Here is a 20,729-nt window from a genome sequence, read left to right on the forward strand (position 1 = left end):
GCGTTGATTTTTGGCACGCTGTTGAGTTCTCAAGGAACGGACGCTTCCTTTGTACTCACCCGCAGTAACACTTACTGGGGCTTTCCTCCGGGCTTCGTTCTTCGTTTCCAACTCTACCAGATCATTTCTTCGTCGTTTCCGACTTGGATTTGAATTCGGTGACCGTTGGGGGTCTTTGCCTTTCGGCGTTCCACCACTTTAGCGCTTATCCCTTGCGGCTCATAATCGAGCCGCCGGATTCGAATTCGGGCATGCCGAAATCGACCCCGCCAGGGGAACGTCGTAGGTAGTGGGTTGGCCGCCCCGGGGGTCTGCTCATGGCAGGGCCCCGTTCAAGCGGCTCGGGCTACGTTAGGCCTCCGCCAAGGTGGAGTCAAGTTGAACGGCGGCGTGGCGCATGGGCGCGATACGGGCTCACCGTCGGGTCGTGCGTGATCCAGTAACGGTACGGATGATCCGCGCCGGCACCGCCGACTCCCGTGCGCGGGCCGTTGCTCACCAGGTCGGACGAGGTGGCGGTACCCGTCAGGAGTACCAAGGGGGAATCGGGGCCTGCACAGAGGTCTGTGCCGTCCAGGGAACGGTCGACCGCCAGGGCGGTGGCCAGGCGGGCCGGGCCTTTGGCCAGTTCCCGGTCGCTTCTGGCGGAAAGTCGACGTTTGCGGGCCAGATCGGCGCCCACGGTGATCTCGCCCGCGCGCAGCAGCACCCCGCTCGCGTGGCCCGGCGGACCGCACACCAGGTTCAGGCTGAACCACATGCCGTAGATGAAGTAGACGTACGCGTGTCCGGGCGGACCGAACATCGATGCGTTGCGCGGGGTGCGCCCCCGGTAGGCGTGGGAGCCCGGGTCGGCCTCCCCCTCGTACGCCTCCACCTCCGTGATGCGCAGTTCCACGGGTCCTTCGGATGTACGGCGGACCAGGGTCCGGCCGAGGAGGTCCGGGGCCACGGTGAGGACCGGCCGGTCGAAGAAGGACCGGGCCAGGGGCGTACGGTCGGGGCGCGCGCTCATCCGGTCGAGCGTAGTCCAACGCGCAGATCTGCAACCGGGGCCTAAGGTTCCGCGTTTGTCTGGGTGTACTCGTAAGCGGTAGTCGCACGAGCCTTCAAGGGGAGTCAGAGCATGGGGTTCAAGAAGCTGTTCGCGGCGCTGGGTGCCGGCGGTGCTTCGGTGGACACGATCATCACCGAGCCGAACGTCGTGCCGGGCGGGATCGTCCAGGGCGAGGTCCGCATCCAGGGCGGTTCCGTGGAGCAGCAGATCGAGGGCCTGTCCGTCGGTCTCCAGGCGCGGGTCGAGGTGGAGGGCAACGACCAGGAGTACAAGCAGGACATCGTCTTCACCAAGCAGCGCCTCGGCGGTGCCTTCCAGGTGCAGGCGGGCGCCCTGCACGTGGTGCCGTTCGGCCTGGAGATCCCGTGGGAGACGCCGATCACCCACTTCGGGGGCCAGCACCTGCACGGGATGAACATCGGGGTCAGCACCGAGCTGGAGATCGCGCGCGCGGTGGACGCCGGCGACCTCGACCCGATCAACGTGCACCCGGTGCCGGCGCAGCAGGCGATCCTGGACGCCTTCCGTCAGCTCGGCTTCAGCTTCCGCAGCGCGGACATGGAGCGCGGGCACATCCGCGGGACCCGCCAGACGCTGCCGTTCTACCAGGAGATCGAGTTCCTGCCCCCGGCGCAGTACCGCGGGCTGAACCAGGTCGAGCTGACCTTCGTCTCGGACGGCCGCGAGATGGACGTCGTACTGGAGATGGACAAGAAGTCGGGGCTATTCTCCGAGGGCAGTGACACGTACCGCTGCTTCCAGGTGGGGCTGCAGTCGTACCAGGGGACCGATTGGGCGGCTTACCTCAACCAGTGGATCGCGTCCGTGGGTTCGCAGCGCAACTGGTTCTAGGCTCGGCCCGATACCGGTACTGGTTCGCGATCAGGAGGTTCAGCAGTGGCCGAGCAGAACAGGGCGCCCCTTCCGCACGATTTCCACCCTCAGGTGCACGCGTTCTCGGTGGAGAGCGCGGATCTCGAGCCCGGTGGGGAGCTGGGCGACGCCCAGGTGCTGAAGGGCGGGAACGTCTCTCCGCACCTGCGGTGGGAGGGGTTCCCGGAGGGGACGAAGAGCTTCGCCGTGACGTGCTTCGACCCGGATGCCCCGACGGGCAGCGGGTTCTGGCACTGGGTGCTCTTCGATCTGCCCGCTTCGGTCACCGAGCTGCCGGCCGGGGCGGGCAGCGGGAAGTTCGAGGGGCTCCCCGCCGGGGCCGTGCACGTACGGAACGACTACGGCACGAAGGACTTCGGCGGGGCGGCTCCGCCGGCCGGGGAGCGGCACCGGTACGTGTTCACCGTCTACGCGGTGGACCAGGAGAAGCTGGGCCCCGGTGCGGACGTCTCGCCGGCGGTCGTCGGATTCAACCTGCGGTTCCACTCGTTGGGACGGGCGCAGCTGATCGGTGAGTACGAGAGCCCCGCGAGCTGATCGTTCGCCGTGCGTTTGCCCGGTCCTGGTCTAAAGGCGGCCAGGACCGGGCATTTTTATTGCGTTGTCCCGCGTGGCGCGCGCGGCCAGAGTGGTTGCGGGCCCTGCCGCCAGTGTGGTCGCGGGCCTGCACACGGGAGGTGGGCGAGATGCGGGACACGCTGGTGCTGAATGCGAGCTTCGAGCCGCTGTCGACGGTGACGCTGAACCGGGCTGTGGTCCTGGTGCTCCAGGACAAGGCCGTGGTCGAGCAGTCGCACCCGGAACTGCGTGTGCGCGGTGCCTCCCTGGATCTTCCGCTGCCCCGGGTGATCAGGCTGTGCCGGTACGTACGGGTGCCGTTCCGAAGACATGCTCCCTGGTCACGGAGGGGGGTGCTGGTCCGGGACCAGCACCGGTGCGCGTACTGCGGGAAGCGCGCGACGACCGTGGACCACGTGCTGCCGCGGGCCCAGGGCGGTGGGGACACGTGGTTGAACACGGTGGCCTCCTGCGCCGAGGACAATCACCGCAAGGCGGCCCGGACTCCGGAGGAGGCGGGGATGCCGCTCCTCCGGAAGCCCTTCGTGCCGTCTCCGGCGGATGCCATGCTGCTGGCCCTGGGGGTGGGGGGCCGTGAGGCGCTGCCCGAGTGGCTGGAGCGTTCCGCCTAGTACGGCCGGATGATCGTGGGTGCGCTGGGCGACGTATTTCCCGTACGTCGCTCAGTGCAGCAGCAGCTGGACGATGGCGAGCACGCCGACCACGACGATGACCCCGCGGAGCACGGTCGGGGAGAGGCGGCGGCCGACCTTGGCGCCGATCTGGCCGCCGAGGGTGGAGCCGACGGCGATCAGGACCACGGCCGTCCAGTCGAACTCGGCGACGAAGAGGAAGAAGACGGCCGCGATGCCGTTGACGAGGGCGGCGAGGACGTTCTTGACGGCGTTGATGCGCTGTAGGTCCTCGTGGAGCGACAGGCCCATCAAGCCGACGTAGAGCACGCCCTGGGCGGCGCCGAAGTAGCCCCCGTAGGCGCTGGCGAGCAGCATTCCGGTGAGCAGGGCGGGGCCGCCGTCGGGGTGTCCGGGTTCGGTGCCGGCGGCTTCCTGGCGCCTGCGCAGGGCCGCGGCGAGGCGGGGCTGGAGGACGACGAGCACGAGGGCGAGTCCGATGAGGACGGGCACGATCGTGTCGAAGGAGTCCGACGGCAGGGTGAGGAGCAGGACGGCGCCCGCGAGTCCCCCGACGAGGCAGACGGCGCCGAGCCGGAGGATGCGGCCGCGCTGGCCCTGGAGCTCCTTGCGGTAGCCGATGGCTCCGCTGATGGAACCGGGCACCAGGCCGAGGGTGTTGGACACGTTGGCGGTGACCGGCGGGAGTCCGGTGGCGAGCAGCACCGGGAAGGTGATGAGGGTGCCGGAGCCGACGATGGTGTTGATCGTGCCGGCGCCGATGCCGGCCGCGAACACCGCGAGTGATTCCCAGGGGGACATCGAGAGCAGAGACATGGACTGAGCCATCCCCTTTGCATGAGTGAGTCGCCTCCCCGCCATGAAGGTCGAGGGGCCTCACTGATCATGCAGGAGGGGACGGGCCGGTCAGTCGATGGGGGGCTGTTCGCGGCGCTCGGCGGCGGCCTTGTCGGCCGCGCCGGCGCCGTTGCCGCCGTCCTTGCCGGTGTTCTGCGGGTTGAAGCCCGAACCTCCGCCCATGGGGCCGAAGTTGCCCATGGCTCCCGAGAGGCCCTTGAGGGCGTCTCCGATCTCGCTGGGCACGATCCAGAGCTTGTTGGCGTCGCCTTCGGCGAGCTTCGGGAGCATCTGGAGGTACTGGTAGGCGAGGAGCTTCTGGTCCGCGTCACCGGCGTGGATGGACTCGAAGACCGTACGGATGGCCTGCGCCTCGCCCTCGGCCTTCAGTGCGGCGGCCTTGGCCTCACCCTCGGCGCGCAGGATGGAGGATTGCTTCTCACCCTCGGCGCGCAGGATCTCGGACTGCCGGACGCCCTCGGCCTGGAGGATCGCGGCGCGCTTGTCGCGGTCGGCACGCATCTGCTTCTCCATCGAGTCCTGGATGGAGGTCGGCGGCTCGATCGCCTTGAGCTCGACGCGGTTGACGCGGATGCCCCACTTGCCGGTGGCCTCGTCGAGGACTCCGCGCAGGGCGGCGTTGATCTCCTCGCGGGAGGTCAGGGTCCGCTCCAGGTCCATGCCGCCGATGATGTTGCGCAGGGTGGTGACGGTGAGCTGTTCGATGGCCTGGATGTAACTGGCGACCTCGTACGTCGCGGCCCGCGCGTCGGTCACCTGGTAGTAGATGACCGTGTCGATGTTGACGACCAGGTTGTCCTGGGTGATGACCGGCTGCGGCGGGAACGGCACGACCTGTTCGCGCAGGTCGATGCGGTTGCGGATCGAGTCGATGAACGGGACGACGATGTTGAGGCCCGCGTTGAGGGTGCGCGTGTAGCGGCCGAAGCGTTCGACGATGGCGGCGCTGGCCTGCGGGATCACCTGGATCGTCTTGACCAGTGCGATGAAGACCAGAACCACCAGAATGATCAGGACGATGATGATCGATGACATGCGGTTCCCCGTGCCCTTCCGGCTGTCCGTGCTGCCCCGTTGATCGGAGTCTCGCAGACCCCGGGGCCGCGGGTCGGCTGCTTGGCTCAAGCTCGACGAGCTCACATCACGATCGCGGTGGCTCCGTCGATCTCCACGACGTCGACCTGCTGGCCCGGTTCGAAGATGCTGTCCGCGTCGAGGGTGCGGGCGGACCAGACCTCGCCGGCGAGTTTGATCCGGCCTCCGCTGCCGTCGACGCGTTCGAGGACGAGCGCGCTTCTGCCCTTCAACGCGTCGATTCCGGTGCGGTGTTGGGGCCGCTGCTCACGGTGGTGGTTGGCGATCGAGCGGACGACGGCGATGAGGGCCACCGCGACGATCACGAAGACCAGCACCTGGGCGACCACTCCCCCGCCGAACGCCGCTGTGACGGCGGCGGCGACCGCGCCGACGGCGAACATGCCGAACTCGGGCATCGCCGTCAGAACGAGCGGAATGCCCAGTCCGACCGCGCCGATGAGCCACCACAGCCACGCGTCGATGTTCACATGGTCATGGTAGGTCGGGCGGGCGCGGTCGGGACAGGGTGCGACGGTTCACGGACGGGCAGTACGGGCGCGCCCGTACGAGCGTTGCCCGTACCGGCGGCGGTACTAGCGCAGCGGGAGGCCCTGGGCGGTCCAGCGGTCGCTGTCGTTGCGCTCGACGACCAGGGGCAGGCCGAAGCACAGCGAAAGGTTGCGCGAGGTCAGTTCGAGGTCGATCGGGCCCGCGGCGACGACCTTGCCCTGGCGGATCATCAGGACGTGGGTGAAGCCGGGGGCGATCTCCTCGACGTGGTGCGTGACCATCGCCATGGACGGCGCGAGCGGGTCGCGGGCGAGGCGGCCGAGGCGGCGTACGAGGTCCTCGCGGCCGCCGAGGTCGAGGCCGGCGGCGGGCTCGTCGAGGAGGAGCAGCTCGGGGTCGGTCATCAGGGCGCGGGCGATCAGGGTGCGCTTGCGCTCGCCCTCGGAGAGGGTGCCGAACTTCCGGTCGAGGTACTCCGTCATGCCGAGGCGGTCGAGGAAGGCGCGGGCGCGCTGCTCGTCGATCTCCTCGTACTCCTCCTGCCAGGTCGCCGTCATGCCGTACGCGGCGGTGAGGACGGTCTCCAGGACGGTCTGGCGCTTGGGGAGCTTGTCGGCCAGGGCGATCCCGGCGACGCCGATGCGCGGGCGCAGCTCGAAGACGTCACTGCCGGGCTTGCCGAGGGTGCTGCCGAGGATGGTGGCGGCGCCCTTGGTGGGGAAGAGGTAGCTGGAGGCGAGGTTAAGCAGCGTGGTCTTGCCGGCGCCGTTGGGGCCGAGGATCACCCAGCGCTCCCCCTCCTTCACCGACCAGGAGACCTGGTCCACCAGAGCCCGGCCCTCGCGGACCACGGATACGTCCACCAGCTCCAGAACATCGCTCATGAGCGTGTTGTCTCCCCTTGCAGTCTCGGTTTCGTCTGTGCACCGGTAGGCGCAGCCCCAGGGGAAAACCTACGCCACTCGGCGAGGGGTCCGGGCGTCAGGTTGGCCGCGGGGGCCGATCCGGGGTGATCCGTAAAGTGGGGGAATGCTTTTCGAACCACGTTCAGGGCGGTTGGCCGCCTGGGGGAACGCACTGCTGGCCGGTTTGGTCTCGCCCGACGAGGCCGTGTTGTCGATCGTGGGCGAGGACGCCGTGCACCGGGTGGAAGGGTTGCCGGGCGAATCGGGTCCGGTGGGTCTGACGCTGGCGCTCGGCCGGATGCGGGCGCTGGGGGTGACCGGGCTGCGGGTGGCGCTGCCGGCGCCGGGGCATCCGCTGGGGCTGAGCGGGCCGGCCGAGTTCAATGCGCGGGCGCTGGAGGCGGAGGAGGCGGTGGTCGCGGTGGGCGCGGCGGTGGGTCTGGTGCCGGAGGTGGCCGAGGCCGGGCCGCAGGGGGACGTGCACGTCTCGGTGACGTGGCACTGCCTGCCCGTACGGGAGGCCCCGCCGGCGGACGTGCCGTCGCTCGGTGAGGCGGAGCGGGAGCTGGCGGAGGCGCTGCGCGATGCGACGGTGGCGCTGACCCGGCTGGACGTGGCGGGCTCGGGGCCGGTGGCGGAGGCCGCGCTGTCGGCGTACCGGGCGCGGGCGGACGCGGGGCGGGAGGTGCTGGCGCCGGGGTATCCGCCGCGGGCGGTACGGGTGCTGGCGCTGGCGCAGCGGGTGGACCTGCTGGTGTCGCTGGCGTACGAGCACGGGCCGGGCGGCGCGGTGGCCGCCTCGGAGATGGCGGCGCGGGCGGAGGCGTTGCGGCCGGTGGAGCGGGTGGCGCGGCGCGCGCTGGTCGCGGCGTTCAACTCGGCGGTCGAGGAGCGCGAGCGGGGCTAGGGGGACACCCCCCAGGGGGTGTCCCCCTGTCCTGGACGCACCGCGGCCCCGCTTCCCGGGGAGAGGTGGGGGAAGCGGGGCCGGTGGGTGGGGCTGGTCAGGCGTTCACGCCGGTGTTGCCCCAGACGCTGTTCAGCAGGCCGATCACGGTGACCGTGTTGCCGACCACGTTCACCGGGACGTGGACGGGGACCTGGACCTGGTTTCCGGAGGCGACGCCGGGCGAGCCCACGGCCTGGCCCTCGGCCGACGCACCGCCGTGCGCCGAGGAGACACCGGCGGCTGCGGCAAGGAGGCCGCCCGCGATCACGGTGACGGCAGTGGCCTTCTTGATGTTCTTCACGTTCTTCGTCCTCCAGTACGTCTGCCGCGGCCAGCCGCCGCGGCACGTCATGTAGAACGGTCATCTGACGAACGGGATACGCCATGTGGGCTACATCCACCCGACCGTATGAATCTGCGATCGGAACCGGACGGTCCGTTCCGGCCGGGTTCAGTCGGTGATTCCGTGCCTGACCGCCCACAGCGCAGCCTGGGTGCGGTCCGCGAGGTCCAGCTTCATCAGGATGTTCGAGACGTGCGTCTTGACCGTCTTCTCCGACAGGACCAGCGCGCGGGCGATCTCCCGGTTGGACCGGCCGTCCGCGATCAGCGTCAGCACCTCCTGTTCCCGCTCGGTCAGGGAGCCGCCCCGGCTCGACGACGGCGGTCCCTCCTGGGAGAGCAGGGCGTCCGCCACCTCCGGCTGGAGGAGCACGTGGCCGGCGTGGACGGAGCGGATGGCTCCGGCCAGGGCGTCGGGGTCGATGTCCTTGTAGACGTATCCGGCGGCGCCGCCCCGCAGGGCCGGGACCACCGTCCGCTGCTCGGTGAAGCTGGTGACGATCAGCACCCGCGCCGGGTTCGCGAGCGCGCGCAGTCTGCGCAGGGCCTCGATGCCGTCGGTGCCCGGCATCTTGATGTCCATCAGGATCACGTCGGGCCGCAGCTCCTCGGCGCGGGCCACGCCCTCCTCTCCGTCGGCGGCCTCCCCGACCACCTCGATGTCCTCCTGCACCTCCAGGAACGTACGCAGGCCGCGGCGGACCACCTGGTGGTCGTCTACCAGGAGAACGCGGATGGGCGTGTCAGCCACCGGGGACCTCCATCTCGATCGTGGTGCCCGTACCGGGCTCCGAGTGCACGGTGAGGCTGCCGCCGACGCCGCTCGCCCGGTCCCGCATGGAGACCAGGCCGAGGTGGCGTCCGGCCGCGCGGATCGAGGAAGGGGAGAAGCCGCTTCCGTTGTCCGTGACGGTCAGCACGGCCCCCGCGGCCCGGCGGGCGAGGGTGACCTCGACGCGGTCGCCGCCGGAGTGCCGCAGGGCGTTGTGGAGGGCCTCCTGGGCGACCCGGAGCAGCGCCTCCTCCTGGGTCGCCGGGAGGGCCCGTACGCCGTCACAGGTGAAGGTGACGTGCGCGGTGTGGGCGCGGTCGAGTACGTGGACCTGGTCGCGGAGGGTGGCGACCAGGCCGTCCTCGTCGAGGCCGGCCGGGCGCAGCTCGGTGACGGCGGAGCGCAGCTCGTCGGCGGCCTCCGCGGCGAGGGCGGCGACCTGCTGGAGCTCGCCCTTGGCGCGGGCCGGGTCGCGGTCGACGAGGGCGGCGGCCGCCTGGGCGGTCAGGCGGAGCGAGAAGAGCTTCTGGGCGACGGCGTCGTGCAGCTCGTGGGCGAGGCGGGAGCGCTCCTCGGCGATGGTGAGCTCGCGGCTGCGCTCGTAGAGCCGGGCGTTGGTGAGGGCGATCGCCGCGTGCTGGGCGAGGAGGGCGAGGAGCTCCTCGTCCTCCTCGGTGAAGCCGCCGGGGCTCTTCTTGTTCGCGAGGAAGAGGGCGCCGAGGGTCTCCTCGCCGTCGCGGACGGGCTGGCCGAGGAAGTCGGACATCTCGGGGTGGGCGGGGGGCCAGCCCTCGAAGCGGGGGTCCTTGCGTACGTCGGCCAGCCGCTCGGGGCCGTCCTGGTGGAGCATCGCGGCGAGGATGCCGTGCTGGCGGGGCAGCGGGCCGATCCGGCGCCACTGCTCCTCGCTGATGCCGTCCACGACGAACTGGGCGAAGCCGCCGTGGTCGTCCGGGACGCCCAGGGCCGCGTACTCGGCGTCGAGCAGCTGGCGGGCGGAGACGACGATCGTGCGCAGGACGTCGCGGACCTCCAGCCGGCGGCTCATGGCGAGGAGCGCGGTGCTCACGGCGGCGAGGCCGCCGCGGGGGCCTCCGAACACGGGACTACCAGTCATGGGCTCACCGTACTCGCGGCTCTGACCTGCGGGATCGGGCTCCGGCCCTAGGGCCGGGGGCGGTGTGTCCTCCTCCTCCGGGAGGGGGCCCGGGCGTCCGTCTCTGCCCTGGGGATGAGGGCGGTGGCGGGCGTGTGGTCCTCAGGGTGGAGAATTCCGTTACGGAATGCATTGCTGTCGCAACGCTTGGTGAGACCGTTACGTGGCCGATGTGAGCCCGCGCATAGGACCCAGGTCACTTACGAAGATGCCTAGTGGACGCATAAAGACCGTGTCAGCGCTGCCGCGCCTAGCGCCCGGCCCGGAATTCCGCGTTGGCCGGCGCACCCTGATCCACTAAGCGGGATCGTACGTCACACCTTTGCCAGGTCATTTTGCCGCCGCTAAGAATTGCTCCCGTCGCACAGCGCCGCGGATCCCGGATCCGAGCGGCGCTTTCCTGCGGCTCCCCGATTCGAAGAGGTTGCTACGCATGTCCAAGACCAGCACCCCCGGCCACAGTCGTCGTCTGACGAAGGCGCACAAGATGTCCTTCGCCGCGTTCGCCACCATCGGCGCCGCCGCCCTGGCCGCCACCGTCGTCCCCGCCGGCTCCGCCGACGCCGGTACGACCGTGACCGCCGCCCCCGTGGCGTGGACCCAGGCTGTCGAGGGTGTCCAGGCCAAGACCGTGCAGCACCTCGGCGCCCAGACCAAGCTGGCCACGGACGCCGCGAAGGTCGAGGCCGCGATCAAGGCCAAGGCCGACGCCGCGAAGGCGAAGGCCGACGCCGAGGCCAAGGCGAAGAAGGACCGCGAGGCGAAGGCGGCTGCCAGCCGTTCCACCGTCCGCAAGCCGGTCTACGCGAACAACCTTGACGGCTGGATCAAGGAGTCGCTGTCGATCATGAAGGCGCACAAGATTCCGGGCACGTACAACGGCCTGTACAAGAACATCATGCGCGAGTCGAGCGGTAACCCGCGGGCGATCAACAACTGGGACATCAACGCCCAGAACGGCATCCCCTCGAAGGGCCTGCTCCAGGTCATCAAGCCGACCTTCCTCGCGTACCACATCTCCGGCACCCCGCTGGACCAGTACCACCCGGTCGCCAACATCGTCGCCGCGGCCAACTACGCCGCCGACCGTTACGGCTCGATCGACAACGTCAACAGCGCCTACTGAGGGCCACTGGCGTAGCGACCCCCATGCGCCTCAGGGCGGCACCCGGTATCCGGGTGCCGCCCTGAGGCGTTCGTGCGGGAGCGGGCCGGCCGGCGGCCGCTAGTTGCGCATGACCTCGGGCTCGTGGCGGCGCAGGAGCTTCTGCACCGCGAAGCCGCAGGCCACACCGATGAGCAGCAGGATCGTGATGTTCACGCCCCACTGGGCGATGGAGTGCTCCCACAGCGGGTCGGTGTTGGTCGGGTTCTGCTGGTCCCACGGCGGCATGAGCTTGCCGAGGTCGAGCGTGGTGCCCGCGGCGGCGACCGCCCAGCGCGACGGCATCAGCCAGGCGAACTGCTCCAGGCCCGGCGAGTCGTACACCTGGAAGAGGATGCCGGTGAAGACGACCTGGACGATCGCGAACATGACCAGGAGCGGCATGGTCTTCTCGGCGGTCTTCACCAGCGAGGAGATCACCAGGCCGAACATCATCGACGTGAAGCCGAGCGCGGTGACCGACAGGCAGAGCTCGACGGCCGGCGGCATGATCAGGCCCTCGGTGGGCAGGTCGCGCGGGACGAAGCCGATGACACAGATGACCACGCCCTGGATGGCCGTGATGAATCCGAGGACGATCACCTTCGACATGAGGTACGCCGACCGGGACAGACCGGTGGCGCGCTCGCGCTCGTAGATGACGCGTTCCTTGATCAGCTCACGGACCGAGTTCGCGGCGCCCGAGAAGCACATGCCCACGCACAGGATCAGCATGATCGTGCCGGCGTCGCCGTTGAACCGGGACGGCGGCTTCGGCGGCGCGAGGCCGAAGGTCGCGGGGATGACCGTCGAGACCACGCCCAGGACCGCGGGCAGGATCAGCATCAGGGCCAGGAAGCCCCTGTCGGACGCGATCACCGAGACGTAGCGGCGGATCAGGGTCCACAGCTGGTCGCCCCAGCCCTGCGCCTTCGGCGGCATCAGCTGCTGAATCGGTGCCATGGCGACCTGCTGCGGGGCGACCGCGTCGAGGTCGGCGGCGTACAGCTGGTAGTGCTGCGAGCCCTTCCAGCGGCCGGCCCAGTCGTAGTCGCGGTAGTTCTCGAACGCCGAGAAGACGTCCGCCCACGTGCTGTAGCCGAAGAAGTTCAGCGCCTCGTCCGGCGGACCGAAGTACGCGACCGAACCGCCCGGGGCCATGACCAGCAGCTTGTCGCACAGCGACAGCTCGGCCACGGAGTGCGTGACGACGAGGACGGTGCGGCCGTCGTCGGCGAGGCCGCGCAGCAGCTGCATGACGTCGCGGTCCATGCCCGGGTCGAGGCCGGAGGTGGGCTCGTCGAGGAAGATCAGCGAGGGCTTGGTGAGGAGCTCCAGGGCCACGGACACGCGCTTGCGCTGACCACCGGAGAGCGAGGTGATCTTCTTGTCCTTGTGGATGTCGAGCTTGAGCTCGCGCAGGACCTCGTCGATGCGGGCGGCGCGCTCGGCCTCGGCGGTGTCGCCGGGGAAGCGGAGCTTGGCCGCGTACTTGAGGGCCGTGCTGACCTTCAGCTCCTTGTGCAGGATGTCGTCCTGCGGGACCAGGCCGATGCGCTGGCGGAGCTCCGCGAACTGCTTGTACAGGTTGCGGTTGTCGTAGAGGACGTCGCCCTCGTTGGCGGGCCGGTACCCGGTCAGCGCCTTGAGCAGCGTCGACTTTCCGGAGCCGGAGGGGCCGATGACGCCGATGAGCGACTTCTCCGGGACGCCGAAGGTGACGTCCTTGAGGATCTGCTTGCCGCCGTCGACCGTGACCGTGAGGTGGCGGGCCGAGAAGGAGACGTCACCGGTGTCGACGAACTCCTCGAGCCGGTCGCCGACGATCCGGAACGTCGAGTGGCCGACGCCGACGATGTCGTTCGGGCCGAGCAGCGCGGTGCCGGACTTGGGCAGCGGCTGGCCGTTGACGTACGTGCCGTTGTGGCTGCCCAGGTCGTGGATCTCGAAGCGGCCGCCCGCGGAGCGGAACTCCGCGTGGAGGCGCGAGACCTGGAGGTCCGATACGACCAGCTCGTTCTCCAGGGCACGGCCGATCCGCATGACGCGGCCGACTGCGATCTGGTGGAACGTGGTCGGGCTGCGGTCACCGCCGTAGGCAGGGGCCGCGCCCTGCTGCTGCGGGATGTGCGGCTGCTGCGCCTGCTGGTGCGGCTGCTGCGCCTGCTGCTGCCAGGCCTGCTGCTGCGGCTGGTGGGCCTGCGCCTGGGCCGGGGCCTGGTACGCCGGGGCGGCCTGCTGGGCCGGGGCCTGGTAGGCGGGCGCCGGGGCCTGGTAGGCCGGAGCCGCCTGCTGCGGTACCGCCTGCTGCGGCGCGGCGGCGGCCGCTGCGCTCAGATTGAGCCGCGGGCCGTCGGTGGCGTTGCCCAGGTGCACCGGCGTACCGGGCACGAGCTCCGTCTGCTGGACCCTCGCGCCGTGCACGTAGGTGCCGTTGGTGCTGCCGTGGTCCTCAATGCCCCAACCCCGGCCGTTCCAGGCGATGGTGGCATGCCGCCACGACACCCTGGCGTCGTCGATGACCACGTCTCCCTGGGGGTCGCGCCCCAACGAGTACGACCTGGACGGATCGAGCGTCCAGGTCCTTCCATTCAATTCAAGTACGAGTTCCGGCACTCCAGCCCCACTTAAGTCCCCCGAGAATCCCCCTGACGCCAGGGAGTCCGACGTCAGGGAGTCTAGGGATGGCGAACATCCGGGGGAACTATTTCAGGCCTGCGGCCACATGTGGAATCGGGGCCTTCCCGGGACGTCTACGCCTGCCCGTTGACGGGGGCGAAAGTCACCCGGAGAGTGAGATACGGGACTTCTCGCCCTGGCTGACCCCGTCCCGCTCGGCACGCACGCTCGACACGCACCGGGGGTACGCATGCGCCGCATTCGTTGGGCAGACGTGGTCCTGTCGGGCATCGCCGCCACCGGCTGGGCCCTCGTCGCCATGGCCGGGGTCGCCGCCCTGGGGCTCCACCTGTTGGGCGCCGACGCCGCGGGAGGCTCGCTCGGGGCGATGACCGCCGCCGTGGTGGTCCTCGCGTTCGGCGGCACGGTCACCCCGTCGGGGGACGTGTCCGTCCTCGGGATCACCGGGCCGGGCGCCCCGTCCTCGCTGGACGTCATGCCGCTCGGGGTGGGGCTGGCCGGGGCGCTGGTCCTGGCCCGGATCTTCCTGCGCCCGATCCGGACCGGGGCGCCCCGCGGGGAACTCGCCGCCCGCGCGGCCGCGGTGGCGGTGCTGCTCGTCGCCGCGGCGGGCGGGCTCGCCCGGGCCGGGCACGAGGTGGTCACCCTGGACGGGCCGCGGCTGCCGAGGACGCCGCCGAAGGTGGTGGTCCCGGGGATCGGGGACGTCGGCGGGCTGCTCCCGGACCGCATCGGCGACCTGATCGACACCCGGGCCCGGGTGGGGTTCTCGGTGGAGGCCGGGCCGACGCTGCTGGGCGCGGGGGTGTGGGTGCTGTCCGTACTGGCGGTGGCGCTGCTCGCTTCGCGGCGCGGGCCGGCGGCGTTCGCGCGGCTGCGGCCCGCTGTGTCGGCGCTGGTGACGGCCCTGCTGGTGGCGGTGGCGGCCGGGCTGGCGGCCGCGGTGTGGGCGGCCGCGGGCGACGAGCATCCGGGGCGGATCCTGGGCGCCGCACTGCTGGGGGCGCCGAACGGGGCCTGGACGGGGGTGCTGCTGGGGCTCCTCGTACCGTTCGACGGCCGGGCCACGGGCGCGCTGGGCCGGCTGCTGCCGGATCCGCTGGACGATCTGCTGGGGGTGCCGGCGCGGGAGCCGGTGACGGTGTCCCGGCTCGCGGAGTACGACGGGCGGGTCTGGCTGCTGGTCGCGGGGGTGGCGCTGCTGCTGCTCTGCGCCGGTGTGCTGGCCGCCGTACGGACTCCGGGGCGCGGGATCGCGGTGTGCGCGGTGCGGCTGTCGGCCGTCACCGGAGTGGCGCTGACGGTGCTGGTGCCGCTGACGGGGGTGTCGGTGGACGCCTCGCTGTCGGTGCTCGGCGTCGATGCGGTGGATGCCGGCGTGGTGCTGCGGGGGGACACGCTCCACGCGCTGGTGCTCGGGGCGGCCTGGGGTGCGGTGGCGGGCGGGGCGGGGGCCCTGCTGGCCGGGCGCCGCCGTCCGCCGCGGCCGGTGCCGGTGTCCGCGGCCGGGCGCGGCGGGGCGGCCGTACCGGCCCCCGAGGCGCCGACGGCCCCGTACCGGCCCCCGCCGGGGCGGCTGTACCCGTACGTCCGTCCGGAGCCCGAGCCCTGCGCGGAGCCGGACGGCTCCTGGGACGTCACGGTCACCCGGCTGCCCCGCAGGCCCGCCGGCCGGCCGGCGCCGCGCCACCGCCCGCCGTTCACCCCGCCGCCGCCCCCTCCCCCGCCGCCATCGCTGGGGCCCCCGGGCTGAGGCGCCGGGAGAGGAGCGGGGCGTATCGAATCGAACACGCTCGGCCACCACGGCACCCCGAGGGCCCCCGGCACCTCCCCGTCGGCCCGCATTCACCTCGCCGCAACTCCCCCGCCGTCCCCCGGGCGCCTGCGATCGGCGGCGCCGGAGGGCCCTGCGCCGGAAAATGGTTCCGGCAGGTGGGACAGGGGTCCGAGCACGTGGGACGGGAAGATACGGTGAGGGCACCATGAGCGCTTCGCAGACCTCCGACGTCCCCACCCTCCTCGTCAAGATCTTCGGCAAGGACCGTCCCGGGATCACCGCCGGGCTGTTCGACACCCTCGCCGCCTACTCCGTCGACGTCGTCGACATCGAGCAGGTCGTCACCCGTGGCCGCATCGTCCTGTGCGCCCTCGTCACCAAGCCCGCCGACAGCGGCGAGGGCGAGCTGCGGGCCACCGTCCACAGCTGGGCCGACTCGCTGAAGCTGCAGGCCGAGATCCTCTCCGGTACCGGAGACAACCGGCCGCGCGGCAGCGGCCGTTCGCACGTCACCGTGCTCGGGCATCCGCTGACCGCCGAGTCCACGGCCGCCATCGCCTCCCGGATCACCGCGACCGGCGGCAACATCGACCGCATCTTCCGGCTCGCCAAGTACCCGGTGACGGCCGTCGAGTTCGCCGTCTCCGGTGTGGAGACGGCGCCGCTGCGCACCGAGCTGGCCACCGCCGCCTCCCACATCGGCGTCGACGTGGCCGTGGTCTCGGCCGGGCTGCACCGGCGGGCGCAGCGCCTGGTCGTCATGGACGTGGACTCGACCCTGATCCAGGACGAGGTCATCGAGCTGTTCGCCGCGCACGCCGGCTGCGAGGCCGAGGTCGCCGAGGTGACCGAGCGGGCCATGCGCGGGGAGCTGGACTTCGAGCAGTCGCTGCACGCCCGTGTGAAGCTGCTGGCCGGGCTGGACGCCTCCGTCGTGGACAAGGTCCGCTCCGAGGTGCGGCTGACGCCGGGCGCCCGGACCCTGATCCGCACCCTCAAGCAGCTCGGCTACCAGGTGGGTGTGGTCTCCGGCGGGTTCACCCAGGTCACGGACGATCTGCAGGAGCGGCTGGGCCTGGACTTCGCCTCGGCCAACACCCTGGAGATCGTCGACGGGCAGCTGACCGGCCGGGTCACCGGCGAGATCGTGGACCGGGCCGGCAAGGCGCGGCTGCTGCGCCGCTTCGCTGCGGAGGCCGGCGTACCGCTGGCCCAGACGGTTGCCATCGGTGACGGCGCCAACGACCTGGACATGCTGAACGCGGCCGGGCTGGGCGTGGCGTTCAACGCCAAGCCCGTGGTCCGCGAGGCCGCGCACACGGCGGTGAACGTGCCGTTCCTGGACGCGGTGCTGTACCTGCTCGGGATCACCCGGGAAGAGGTCGAGGCCGCGGGCCTGACCTGAGCCGCCCGCTCAGACGGGGAGCGGACGAGGACGGGCCCCGGCGGATCGACCGCGCCGGGGCCCGTCCTCGTACGCGTACCTGCGTCGTGGCTCTCGTGCGCCCGCTCAGTGGTCCTTGGGCGTCCAGTAGTCCAGCAGCGTGCCCACCCCGTGCTCCACGGACTTCCAGGAGCCGGTGAAGGAGACGACGGCCAGGGCGGCGGTGGGGAACCCGGTGCTGCTCATCCGGGCCAGGGCGTCGCCCTCCGCACGGCCCGAGAGGGCGTCGGCGAGGGCGTGCATGCCCGGGTTGTGGCCGATGACGAGGAGGTCCTTGACCTCGTCGGACGTCTCGTTCAGGAGGGCGATGAGCTCGCCCAGCGAGGCGTCGTACAGCCGCTCCTCGTAGTGGGTCTTCGGCCGGTGCGGCATCTCCTGGACGGCGAGCTTCCACGTCTCACGGGTGCGGGCGGCGGTGGAGCAGAGGGCCAGGTCGAAGGTGATGCCGGTCTCGGACAGCTTCAACCCGGCGGCCGGTGCGTCCTTGCGGCCCCGTTCCGCCAGCGGGCGCTCGTGGTCGGACACCTCGGGCCAGTCGGCCTTGGCGTGCCGGAGGAGGACGATCCTGCGGGGTGTGTCGGCGCTCATGGCTCCCAGCTTCGCATGAATCGGGCCATGGGGCGCAGGGTGTTGGGGGCTCGGCGGCAGTCGGCCGCACGGCTCGGCGGCGGTCGGCCGCAGGGCTCGGCCGCGCGGGCCCGGTCAGCCGACGACGCGCAGGATCTGCTCGGTGACCTGGAGGATCGCGGAGGCCTCGCCGGTGGCGGCATGGGCCTGGCCGGAGCCGGCGAGGAGCAGCAGGAGGAGGCCGAAGGCGAGCGCGGGCAGGGCCAGCGCCCACCAGTGCAGCCGGGTGCTGGCGCCGTGGAGTCGGGGACCGGGTGTGTGCGTGGGGGCCGACATGGCCGCCTCCGTGGGTACGCGGGGTGGGACTGGCTCGCTCTCTTCGAATCTATGGATTCGAAGGCGCGGTGCCCATCCGGGACACACCCCAGTCGACCCTGACCCTGGCCCCCTAGGGGTTGGGGGATTACCCCTACCCCTGGACGGGTCAGGGGGAGACGACGCTCGCGATGACGGAGATGATCACGGTCACGACCAGCATCGCGCCCAGCACCAGGCCGAGCTTCCGGTGACTGTTCTGCGGGTTCGGTTCGAGTACGGGCGACATGCCGCTCAGTCTCGCATGCCGCATTCGTCCTCGATCGTGCGGTCCCGGCCGGCCAGGACGCCCAGCGCGATCTGCGGGACCAGCAGGGCCGCCATGACGGTGAGCGGCAGGTCCCAGCCTCCGCTGTGCTGGTAGAGGGCGCCGATGAGGAGCGGTCCGGGGATGGAGATGAGGTAGCCGACGCTCTGGGCGAAGGCGGACAGCTTGACCACGCCGGCCGGGGACTTGGCGCGCAGCCCGATCATGGTGATGACGAGGGGGAAGGCGCAGTTGGAGACGCCGAGCAGGAGCGCCCAGGCCCAGGCTCCGGCGGCGGGGGCGAAGTGGAGGCCGGTGTATCCGACGAGGCCGAAGAGGCCGAGGGTGACGGCGATGGCCCCCTGGTTCTTCATCCGGCCGGCCAGGTTGGGGATGACGAAGGCGAGCGGGACGCCCATGACCATGGTGACGGCGAGCAGGACGCCCGCGGTGGAGGCGGAGACCCCGGCGTCGCGGAAGATCTGCGGGAGCCAGCCCATGGTGATGTACGCGCCGGTGGCCTGGAGGCCGAAGTAGCAGGCCAGGGCCCAGGCGGTGCGGCTGCGGACGATCTTCGGGCCCGCGTCCGCCCGTACGGTCGCGGCGGCCCGGGAGTCCGCGGCCCGCTTCTGGCGCCGGGCGGCCGCCGCGACGGGCAGCCAGGGCAGTACGGCGACCAGCGCGAGCACGGCCCAGACCAGCAGGCCCGTGCGCCAGCTGCCGCCGAGGGCGGAGGTCATGGGCACGGTCACGGCGGCGGCGAGCGAGGTGCCGAGGGCCAGGGCCATGGAGTACAGGCCGGTCATGGTGCCCACGCGGTCCGGGAACCAGCGCTTGACGATGACCGGGAGCAGCACGTTGGTCAGGGCTATGCCCGCCAGGGACAGAGCGCTGGCGGCGAGGAAGCCGGCGGCGGCGTGCGCGAACGGCCGGATCAGCAGCCCGGCGGCGACGGCGGCCATGCCGGCGCAGACGACGGCGGCCGGGCCGAAGCGGCGGGAGAGCCGGGGCGCCGTGATGCCGAAGACGGCGAAGCAGAGGGCGGGGACGGAGGTGATCAGTCCGGCGACGGTGCCGCTCATGCCGAGGCCCGTGCGGACCTCCTCGAAGAGGGCGCCGAGGCTGGTGATGGCGGGCCGCAGGTTGAGGGCGGCCAGCACGATGCCGACGATGAGGACCGGGCCGAGCCAGGTGGGGTCCGGTTGTGCTTGCGGGCTCGCGGGGGCGGCGGAACGGGAGGGTGCGGGTACCGTGCGCGCGGCCTCGGGTCGGTTCAGGGTCTGGATTTCTTCGTCGGGCATTACACCATCATAGAATCATGGGATGATTGGTTGTCACGCTCAGACCGGACTCGGATAGGAACCCGCCCGCATGCCGCTGACCTCGCCCCGGCGCTCCGCGCTGGTCGACCAGGTGATCGCCCAGCTCCGGAACCAGATCACGTCCGGCGAATGGCCCGTCGGAGCCCGCATCCCCACCGAGCCGGAGCTGGTGGAACTGCTGGGCGTCGCCCGCAACACCGTCCGGGAGGCCGTCCGGGCGCTGGCGCACAACGGGCTGCTGGACATCCGCCAGGGCTCGGGGACGTACGTCATCGCCACCAGCGAGCTGGCCGGGGTGATGCACCGCCGCTTCGCGGGCGCCGACCCGCGCCACATCGCGGAGCTCCGCTCGACTCTGGAGTCCGCCGCGGCCCGGATGGCGGCGGAGCGGCGCACCGAGCGGGACCTGGGGCAGCTGGACGCACTGCTGGCGCGGCGCGAGGAGGCCTGGGCGAGCGGGGACGCGGAGCGGTTCGTGGCGGCGGACGTCGCGCTGCACATGGCGGTGGTGGCGGCCTCGCAGAACGAGGTGCTCATCGAGCTGTACGCGGACCTCGGCGACCTGGTGGCGGACTGGCTGCGCACGGACGTGGGCACGGAGCTGGATCCTGCGGCGCACCTGGACCACGCCCGGCTGATCGAGGCGATCCGGCGCGGGGACGGGGACACGGCGGCCTCGGAGGCGGCGGGCTACCCGTTCGTGTGCCTCGGCAGGAAGTAGCCCTCACGGAAGGGACCCGGGGTCACGGCCCACTGGTGGGTCACGGCCCACTGGTGGGTCACGGCCGCTGGTGGGTGACCCAGGCCGAGCGGACCTCCTTCCAGCAGCGGCTGGTGAGCTCGATCCGGCCGGCCGGCGCCAGGGCGACGGCGGCGCTGTCCGCGTCCACGTCCCACCAGCGGTCGCACTCCACGTGCAGGCGCAGGAGATCGGTCTCCGGATAGCTGTTGAGGCAGGTGGCCGACACCTGCGAGCCCTCGATCACGGTGTCGCAGTCGGCGCCGAACAGCTCGCGGGCGGCGGGCGGCCGGGGCCGTACGGGCGGCTCCGCGGGGATCTCGTCGAGGTCCACGGCGGCGGGCTCCACGACGGCCACCGCCTCCGGCCCCGACAGCGCTTCGCCCCCCTCGGACCGCGCGTCGGCCCCCGGGATCAGGAATCCCGTCAGGACCACCGAGGTGACCAGCAGCGATACCGCTCGGCTCCGCCTCGCGCACACTCCCGTACCTCCTCCCCGCACGAGCCGAGAAGATCCCGGCTCGGTCAGTTTGCAGGCATCTGTCCTGGTTTTCGACTTGGGAAGATCCGGTCGGAGGGCGCAAATCTGATCGAGCACCCGGCCGGAACCCCCCGCCCCCACCGGCGGATACGGCGGGGGGGGGGGGGGGGGGGGGGGGGGGGGGGGGGGGGGGCGGGGCGCGCGGGGCCGGCGCCCGGCCCCCCCCACGACGGGGGGCGGGGGGGGGGGCCCCCGCCCGCGG

At 71.5% G+C, this 20,729-nt stretch carries 22 protein-coding genes; 8 read left to right on the forward strand and 14 right to left on the reverse strand.

The window, feature by feature from the left end; translation table 11 throughout:
• Positions 1-373: 373 nt before the first annotated feature.
• Complete coding sequence (locus ACIQU4_RS41905) at positions 374-1,015, reverse strand: DNA-3-methyladenine glycosylase (RefSeq protein ID WP_403743091.1); 642 nt, start codon at positions 1,013-1,015, stop codon at positions 374-376.
• A 111-nt stretch (positions 1,016-1,126) separates the two neighbouring features.
• On the opposite strand from ACIQU4_RS41905, the gene ACIQU4_RS41910 reads away from it, so the two are divergent.
• The 3 genes from ACIQU4_RS41910 (at position 1,127) to ACIQU4_RS41920 (ending at position 3,141) form a co-directional block, all read left to right on the forward strand.
• Positions 1,127-1,909 carry a sporulation protein gene (locus ACIQU4_RS41910; RefSeq protein WP_053688089.1) on the forward strand — a complete coding sequence of 261 codons (783 nt, stop codon included), beginning with the start codon at positions 1,127-1,129 and terminating at the stop codon, positions 1,907-1,909.
• A 45-nt stretch (positions 1,910-1,954) separates the two neighbouring features.
• Entirely contained in the window at positions 1,955-2,488 is a 534-nt protein-coding gene (locus tag ACIQU4_RS41915; protein WP_403743094.1) for a YbhB/YbcL family Raf kinase inhibitor-like protein, read from the forward strand.
• Positions 2,489-2,637: 149 nt separating this feature from the next.
• On the forward strand, positions 2,638-3,141 hold the full coding sequence (locus ACIQU4_RS41920) for an HNH endonuclease (RefSeq protein WP_030162330.1): 504 nt from the start codon (positions 2,638-2,640) through the stop codon (positions 3,139-3,141).
• A 51-nt stretch (positions 3,142-3,192) separates the two neighbouring features.
• Here the strand turns inward: ACIQU4_RS41920 and ACIQU4_RS41925 are convergent, their stop codons facing one another.
• The 4 genes from ACIQU4_RS41925 to ACIQU4_RS41940 form a co-directional block, all read right to left on the reverse strand.
• Positions 3,193-3,963, reverse strand: coding sequence for a sulfite exporter TauE/SafE family protein (locus ACIQU4_RS41925; protein WP_403743140.1), 771 nt, complete (start codon positions 3,961-3,963; stop codon positions 3,193-3,195).
• Positions 3,964-4,068: 105 nt separating this feature from the next.
• The gene (locus ACIQU4_RS41930) at positions 4,069-5,055 is read right to left on the reverse strand and encodes an SPFH domain-containing protein (RefSeq protein ID WP_403743099.1); all 987 of its coding nucleotides are present in this window, start codon (positions 5,053-5,055) and stop codon (positions 4,069-4,071) included.
• A 101-nt stretch (positions 5,056-5,156) separates the two neighbouring features.
• Positions 5,157-5,585: an NfeD family protein gene (locus ACIQU4_RS41935; RefSeq protein WP_385591360.1), complete on the reverse strand. Its 429-nt coding sequence runs from the start codon at positions 5,583-5,585 to the stop codon at positions 5,157-5,159.
• Positions 5,586-5,690: 105 nt separating this feature from the next.
• Positions 5,691-6,491: an ABC transporter ATP-binding protein gene (locus ACIQU4_RS41940; protein ID WP_403743102.1), complete on the reverse strand. Its 801-nt coding sequence runs from the start codon at positions 6,489-6,491 to the stop codon at positions 5,691-5,693.
• 145 nt (positions 6,492-6,636) lie between these two features.
• Here ACIQU4_RS41940 and ACIQU4_RS41945 point away from each other — a divergent pair, with 145 nt between their 5' ends.
• On the forward strand, positions 6,637-7,419 hold the full coding sequence (locus tag ACIQU4_RS41945) for a hypothetical protein (protein ID WP_403743105.1): 783 nt from the start codon (positions 6,637-6,639) through the stop codon (positions 7,417-7,419).
• A gap of 97 nt (positions 7,420-7,516) precedes the next feature.
• Here ACIQU4_RS41945 and ACIQU4_RS41950 read toward each other — a convergent pair whose 3' ends face one another.
• From ACIQU4_RS41950 to ACIQU4_RS41960, 3 genes are all read right to left on the reverse strand, one after another.
• Positions 7,517-7,762 carry a chaplin family protein gene (locus ACIQU4_RS41950; protein WP_403743108.1) on the reverse strand — a complete coding sequence of 82 codons (246 nt, stop codon included), beginning with the start codon at positions 7,760-7,762 and terminating at the stop codon, positions 7,517-7,519.
• Positions 7,763-7,912: 150 nt separating this feature from the next.
• Positions 7,913-8,554: a response regulator gene (locus tag ACIQU4_RS41955; RefSeq protein ID WP_403743111.1), complete on the reverse strand. Its 642-nt coding sequence runs from the start codon at positions 8,552-8,554 to the stop codon at positions 7,913-7,915.
• Positions 8,547-9,677: a GAF domain-containing sensor histidine kinase gene (locus tag ACIQU4_RS41960; RefSeq protein ID WP_403743143.1), complete on the reverse strand. Its 1,131-nt coding sequence runs from the start codon at positions 9,675-9,677 to the stop codon at positions 8,547-8,549. Before ACIQU4_RS41960 ends, ACIQU4_RS41955 begins: the two co-directional genes overlap by 8 nt.
• 487 nt (positions 9,678-10,164) lie before the next feature.
• On the opposite strand from ACIQU4_RS41960, the gene ACIQU4_RS41965 reads away from it, so the two are divergent.
• Positions 10,165-10,857, forward strand: coding sequence for a transglycosylase SLT domain-containing protein (locus tag ACIQU4_RS41965; RefSeq protein ID WP_403743113.1), 693 nt, complete (start codon positions 10,165-10,167; stop codon positions 10,855-10,857).
• Between the two features lie 99 nt (positions 10,858-10,956).
• On the opposite strand, the gene ACIQU4_RS41970 is transcribed toward ACIQU4_RS41965, so the two are convergent.
• Positions 10,957-13,491 carry an FHA domain-containing protein gene (locus ACIQU4_RS41970; RefSeq protein WP_403743116.1) on the reverse strand — a complete coding sequence of 845 codons (2,535 nt, stop codon included), beginning with the start codon at positions 13,489-13,491 and terminating at the stop codon, positions 10,957-10,959.
• A gap of 253 nt (positions 13,492-13,744) precedes the next feature.
• On the opposite strand from ACIQU4_RS41970, the gene ACIQU4_RS41975 reads away from it, so the two are divergent.
• Together ACIQU4_RS41975 and serB are read left to right on the forward strand one after the other, a co-directional pair.
• The gene (locus tag ACIQU4_RS41975; RefSeq protein WP_403743119.1) at positions 13,745-15,268 is read left to right on the forward strand and encodes a streptophobe family protein; all 1,524 of its coding nucleotides are present in this window, start codon (positions 13,745-13,747) and stop codon (positions 15,266-15,268) included.
• 229 nt (positions 15,269-15,497) lie between these two features.
• Positions 15,498-16,697: a phosphoserine phosphatase SerB gene (gene serB / locus ACIQU4_RS41980; RefSeq protein ID WP_403743121.1), complete on the forward strand. Its 1,200-nt coding sequence runs from the start codon at positions 15,498-15,500 to the stop codon at positions 16,695-16,697.
• Between the two features lie 105 nt (positions 16,698-16,802).
• Here the strand turns inward: serB and ACIQU4_RS41985 are convergent, their stop codons facing one another.
• From ACIQU4_RS41985 to ACIQU4_RS42000, 4 genes are all read right to left on the reverse strand, one after another.
• The gene (locus tag ACIQU4_RS41985; protein ID WP_403743124.1) at positions 16,803-17,324 is read right to left on the reverse strand and encodes a SixA phosphatase family protein; all 522 of its coding nucleotides are present in this window, start codon (positions 17,322-17,324) and stop codon (positions 16,803-16,805) included.
• Positions 17,325-17,438: 114 nt separating this feature from the next.
• Positions 17,439-17,639, reverse strand: a complete 201-nt coding sequence (locus ACIQU4_RS41990) for a hypothetical protein (protein ID WP_403743127.1) — start codon at positions 17,637-17,639, stop codon at positions 17,439-17,441.
• Between the two features lie 148 nt (positions 17,640-17,787).
• Positions 17,788-17,907 carry an SGM_5486 family transporter-associated protein gene (locus tag ACIQU4_RS41995; protein ID WP_403743130.1) on the reverse strand — a complete coding sequence of 40 codons (120 nt, stop codon included), beginning with the start codon at positions 17,905-17,907 and terminating at the stop codon, positions 17,788-17,790.
• A gap of 5 nt (positions 17,908-17,912) precedes the next feature.
• Positions 17,913-19,226 (reverse strand): CynX/NimT family MFS transporter, encoded by a 1,314-nt coding sequence (locus tag ACIQU4_RS42000; protein ID WP_403743132.1) that lies wholly within the window; start codon positions 19,224-19,226, stop codon positions 17,913-17,915.
• A gap of 70 nt (positions 19,227-19,296) precedes the next feature.
• Here ACIQU4_RS42000 and ACIQU4_RS42005 point away from each other — a divergent pair, with 70 nt between their 5' ends.
• Positions 19,297-19,968, forward strand: coding sequence for a FadR/GntR family transcriptional regulator (locus tag ACIQU4_RS42005; RefSeq protein ID WP_403743135.1), 672 nt, complete (start codon positions 19,297-19,299; stop codon positions 19,966-19,968).
• Positions 19,969-20,026: 58 nt separating this feature from the next.
• Here the strand turns inward: ACIQU4_RS42005 and ACIQU4_RS42010 are convergent, their stop codons facing one another.
• Complete coding sequence (locus ACIQU4_RS42010; protein ID WP_403743137.1) at positions 20,027-20,467, reverse strand: hypothetical protein; 441 nt, start codon at positions 20,465-20,467, stop codon at positions 20,027-20,029.
• Positions 20,468-20,729: the final 262 nt, after the last annotated feature.

The sequence above is a fragment of the Streptomyces sp. NPDC090741 genome, from assembly GCF_044769045.1.
Classification (GTDB): domain Bacteria; phylum Actinomycetota; class Actinomycetes; order Streptomycetales; family Streptomycetaceae; genus Streptomyces.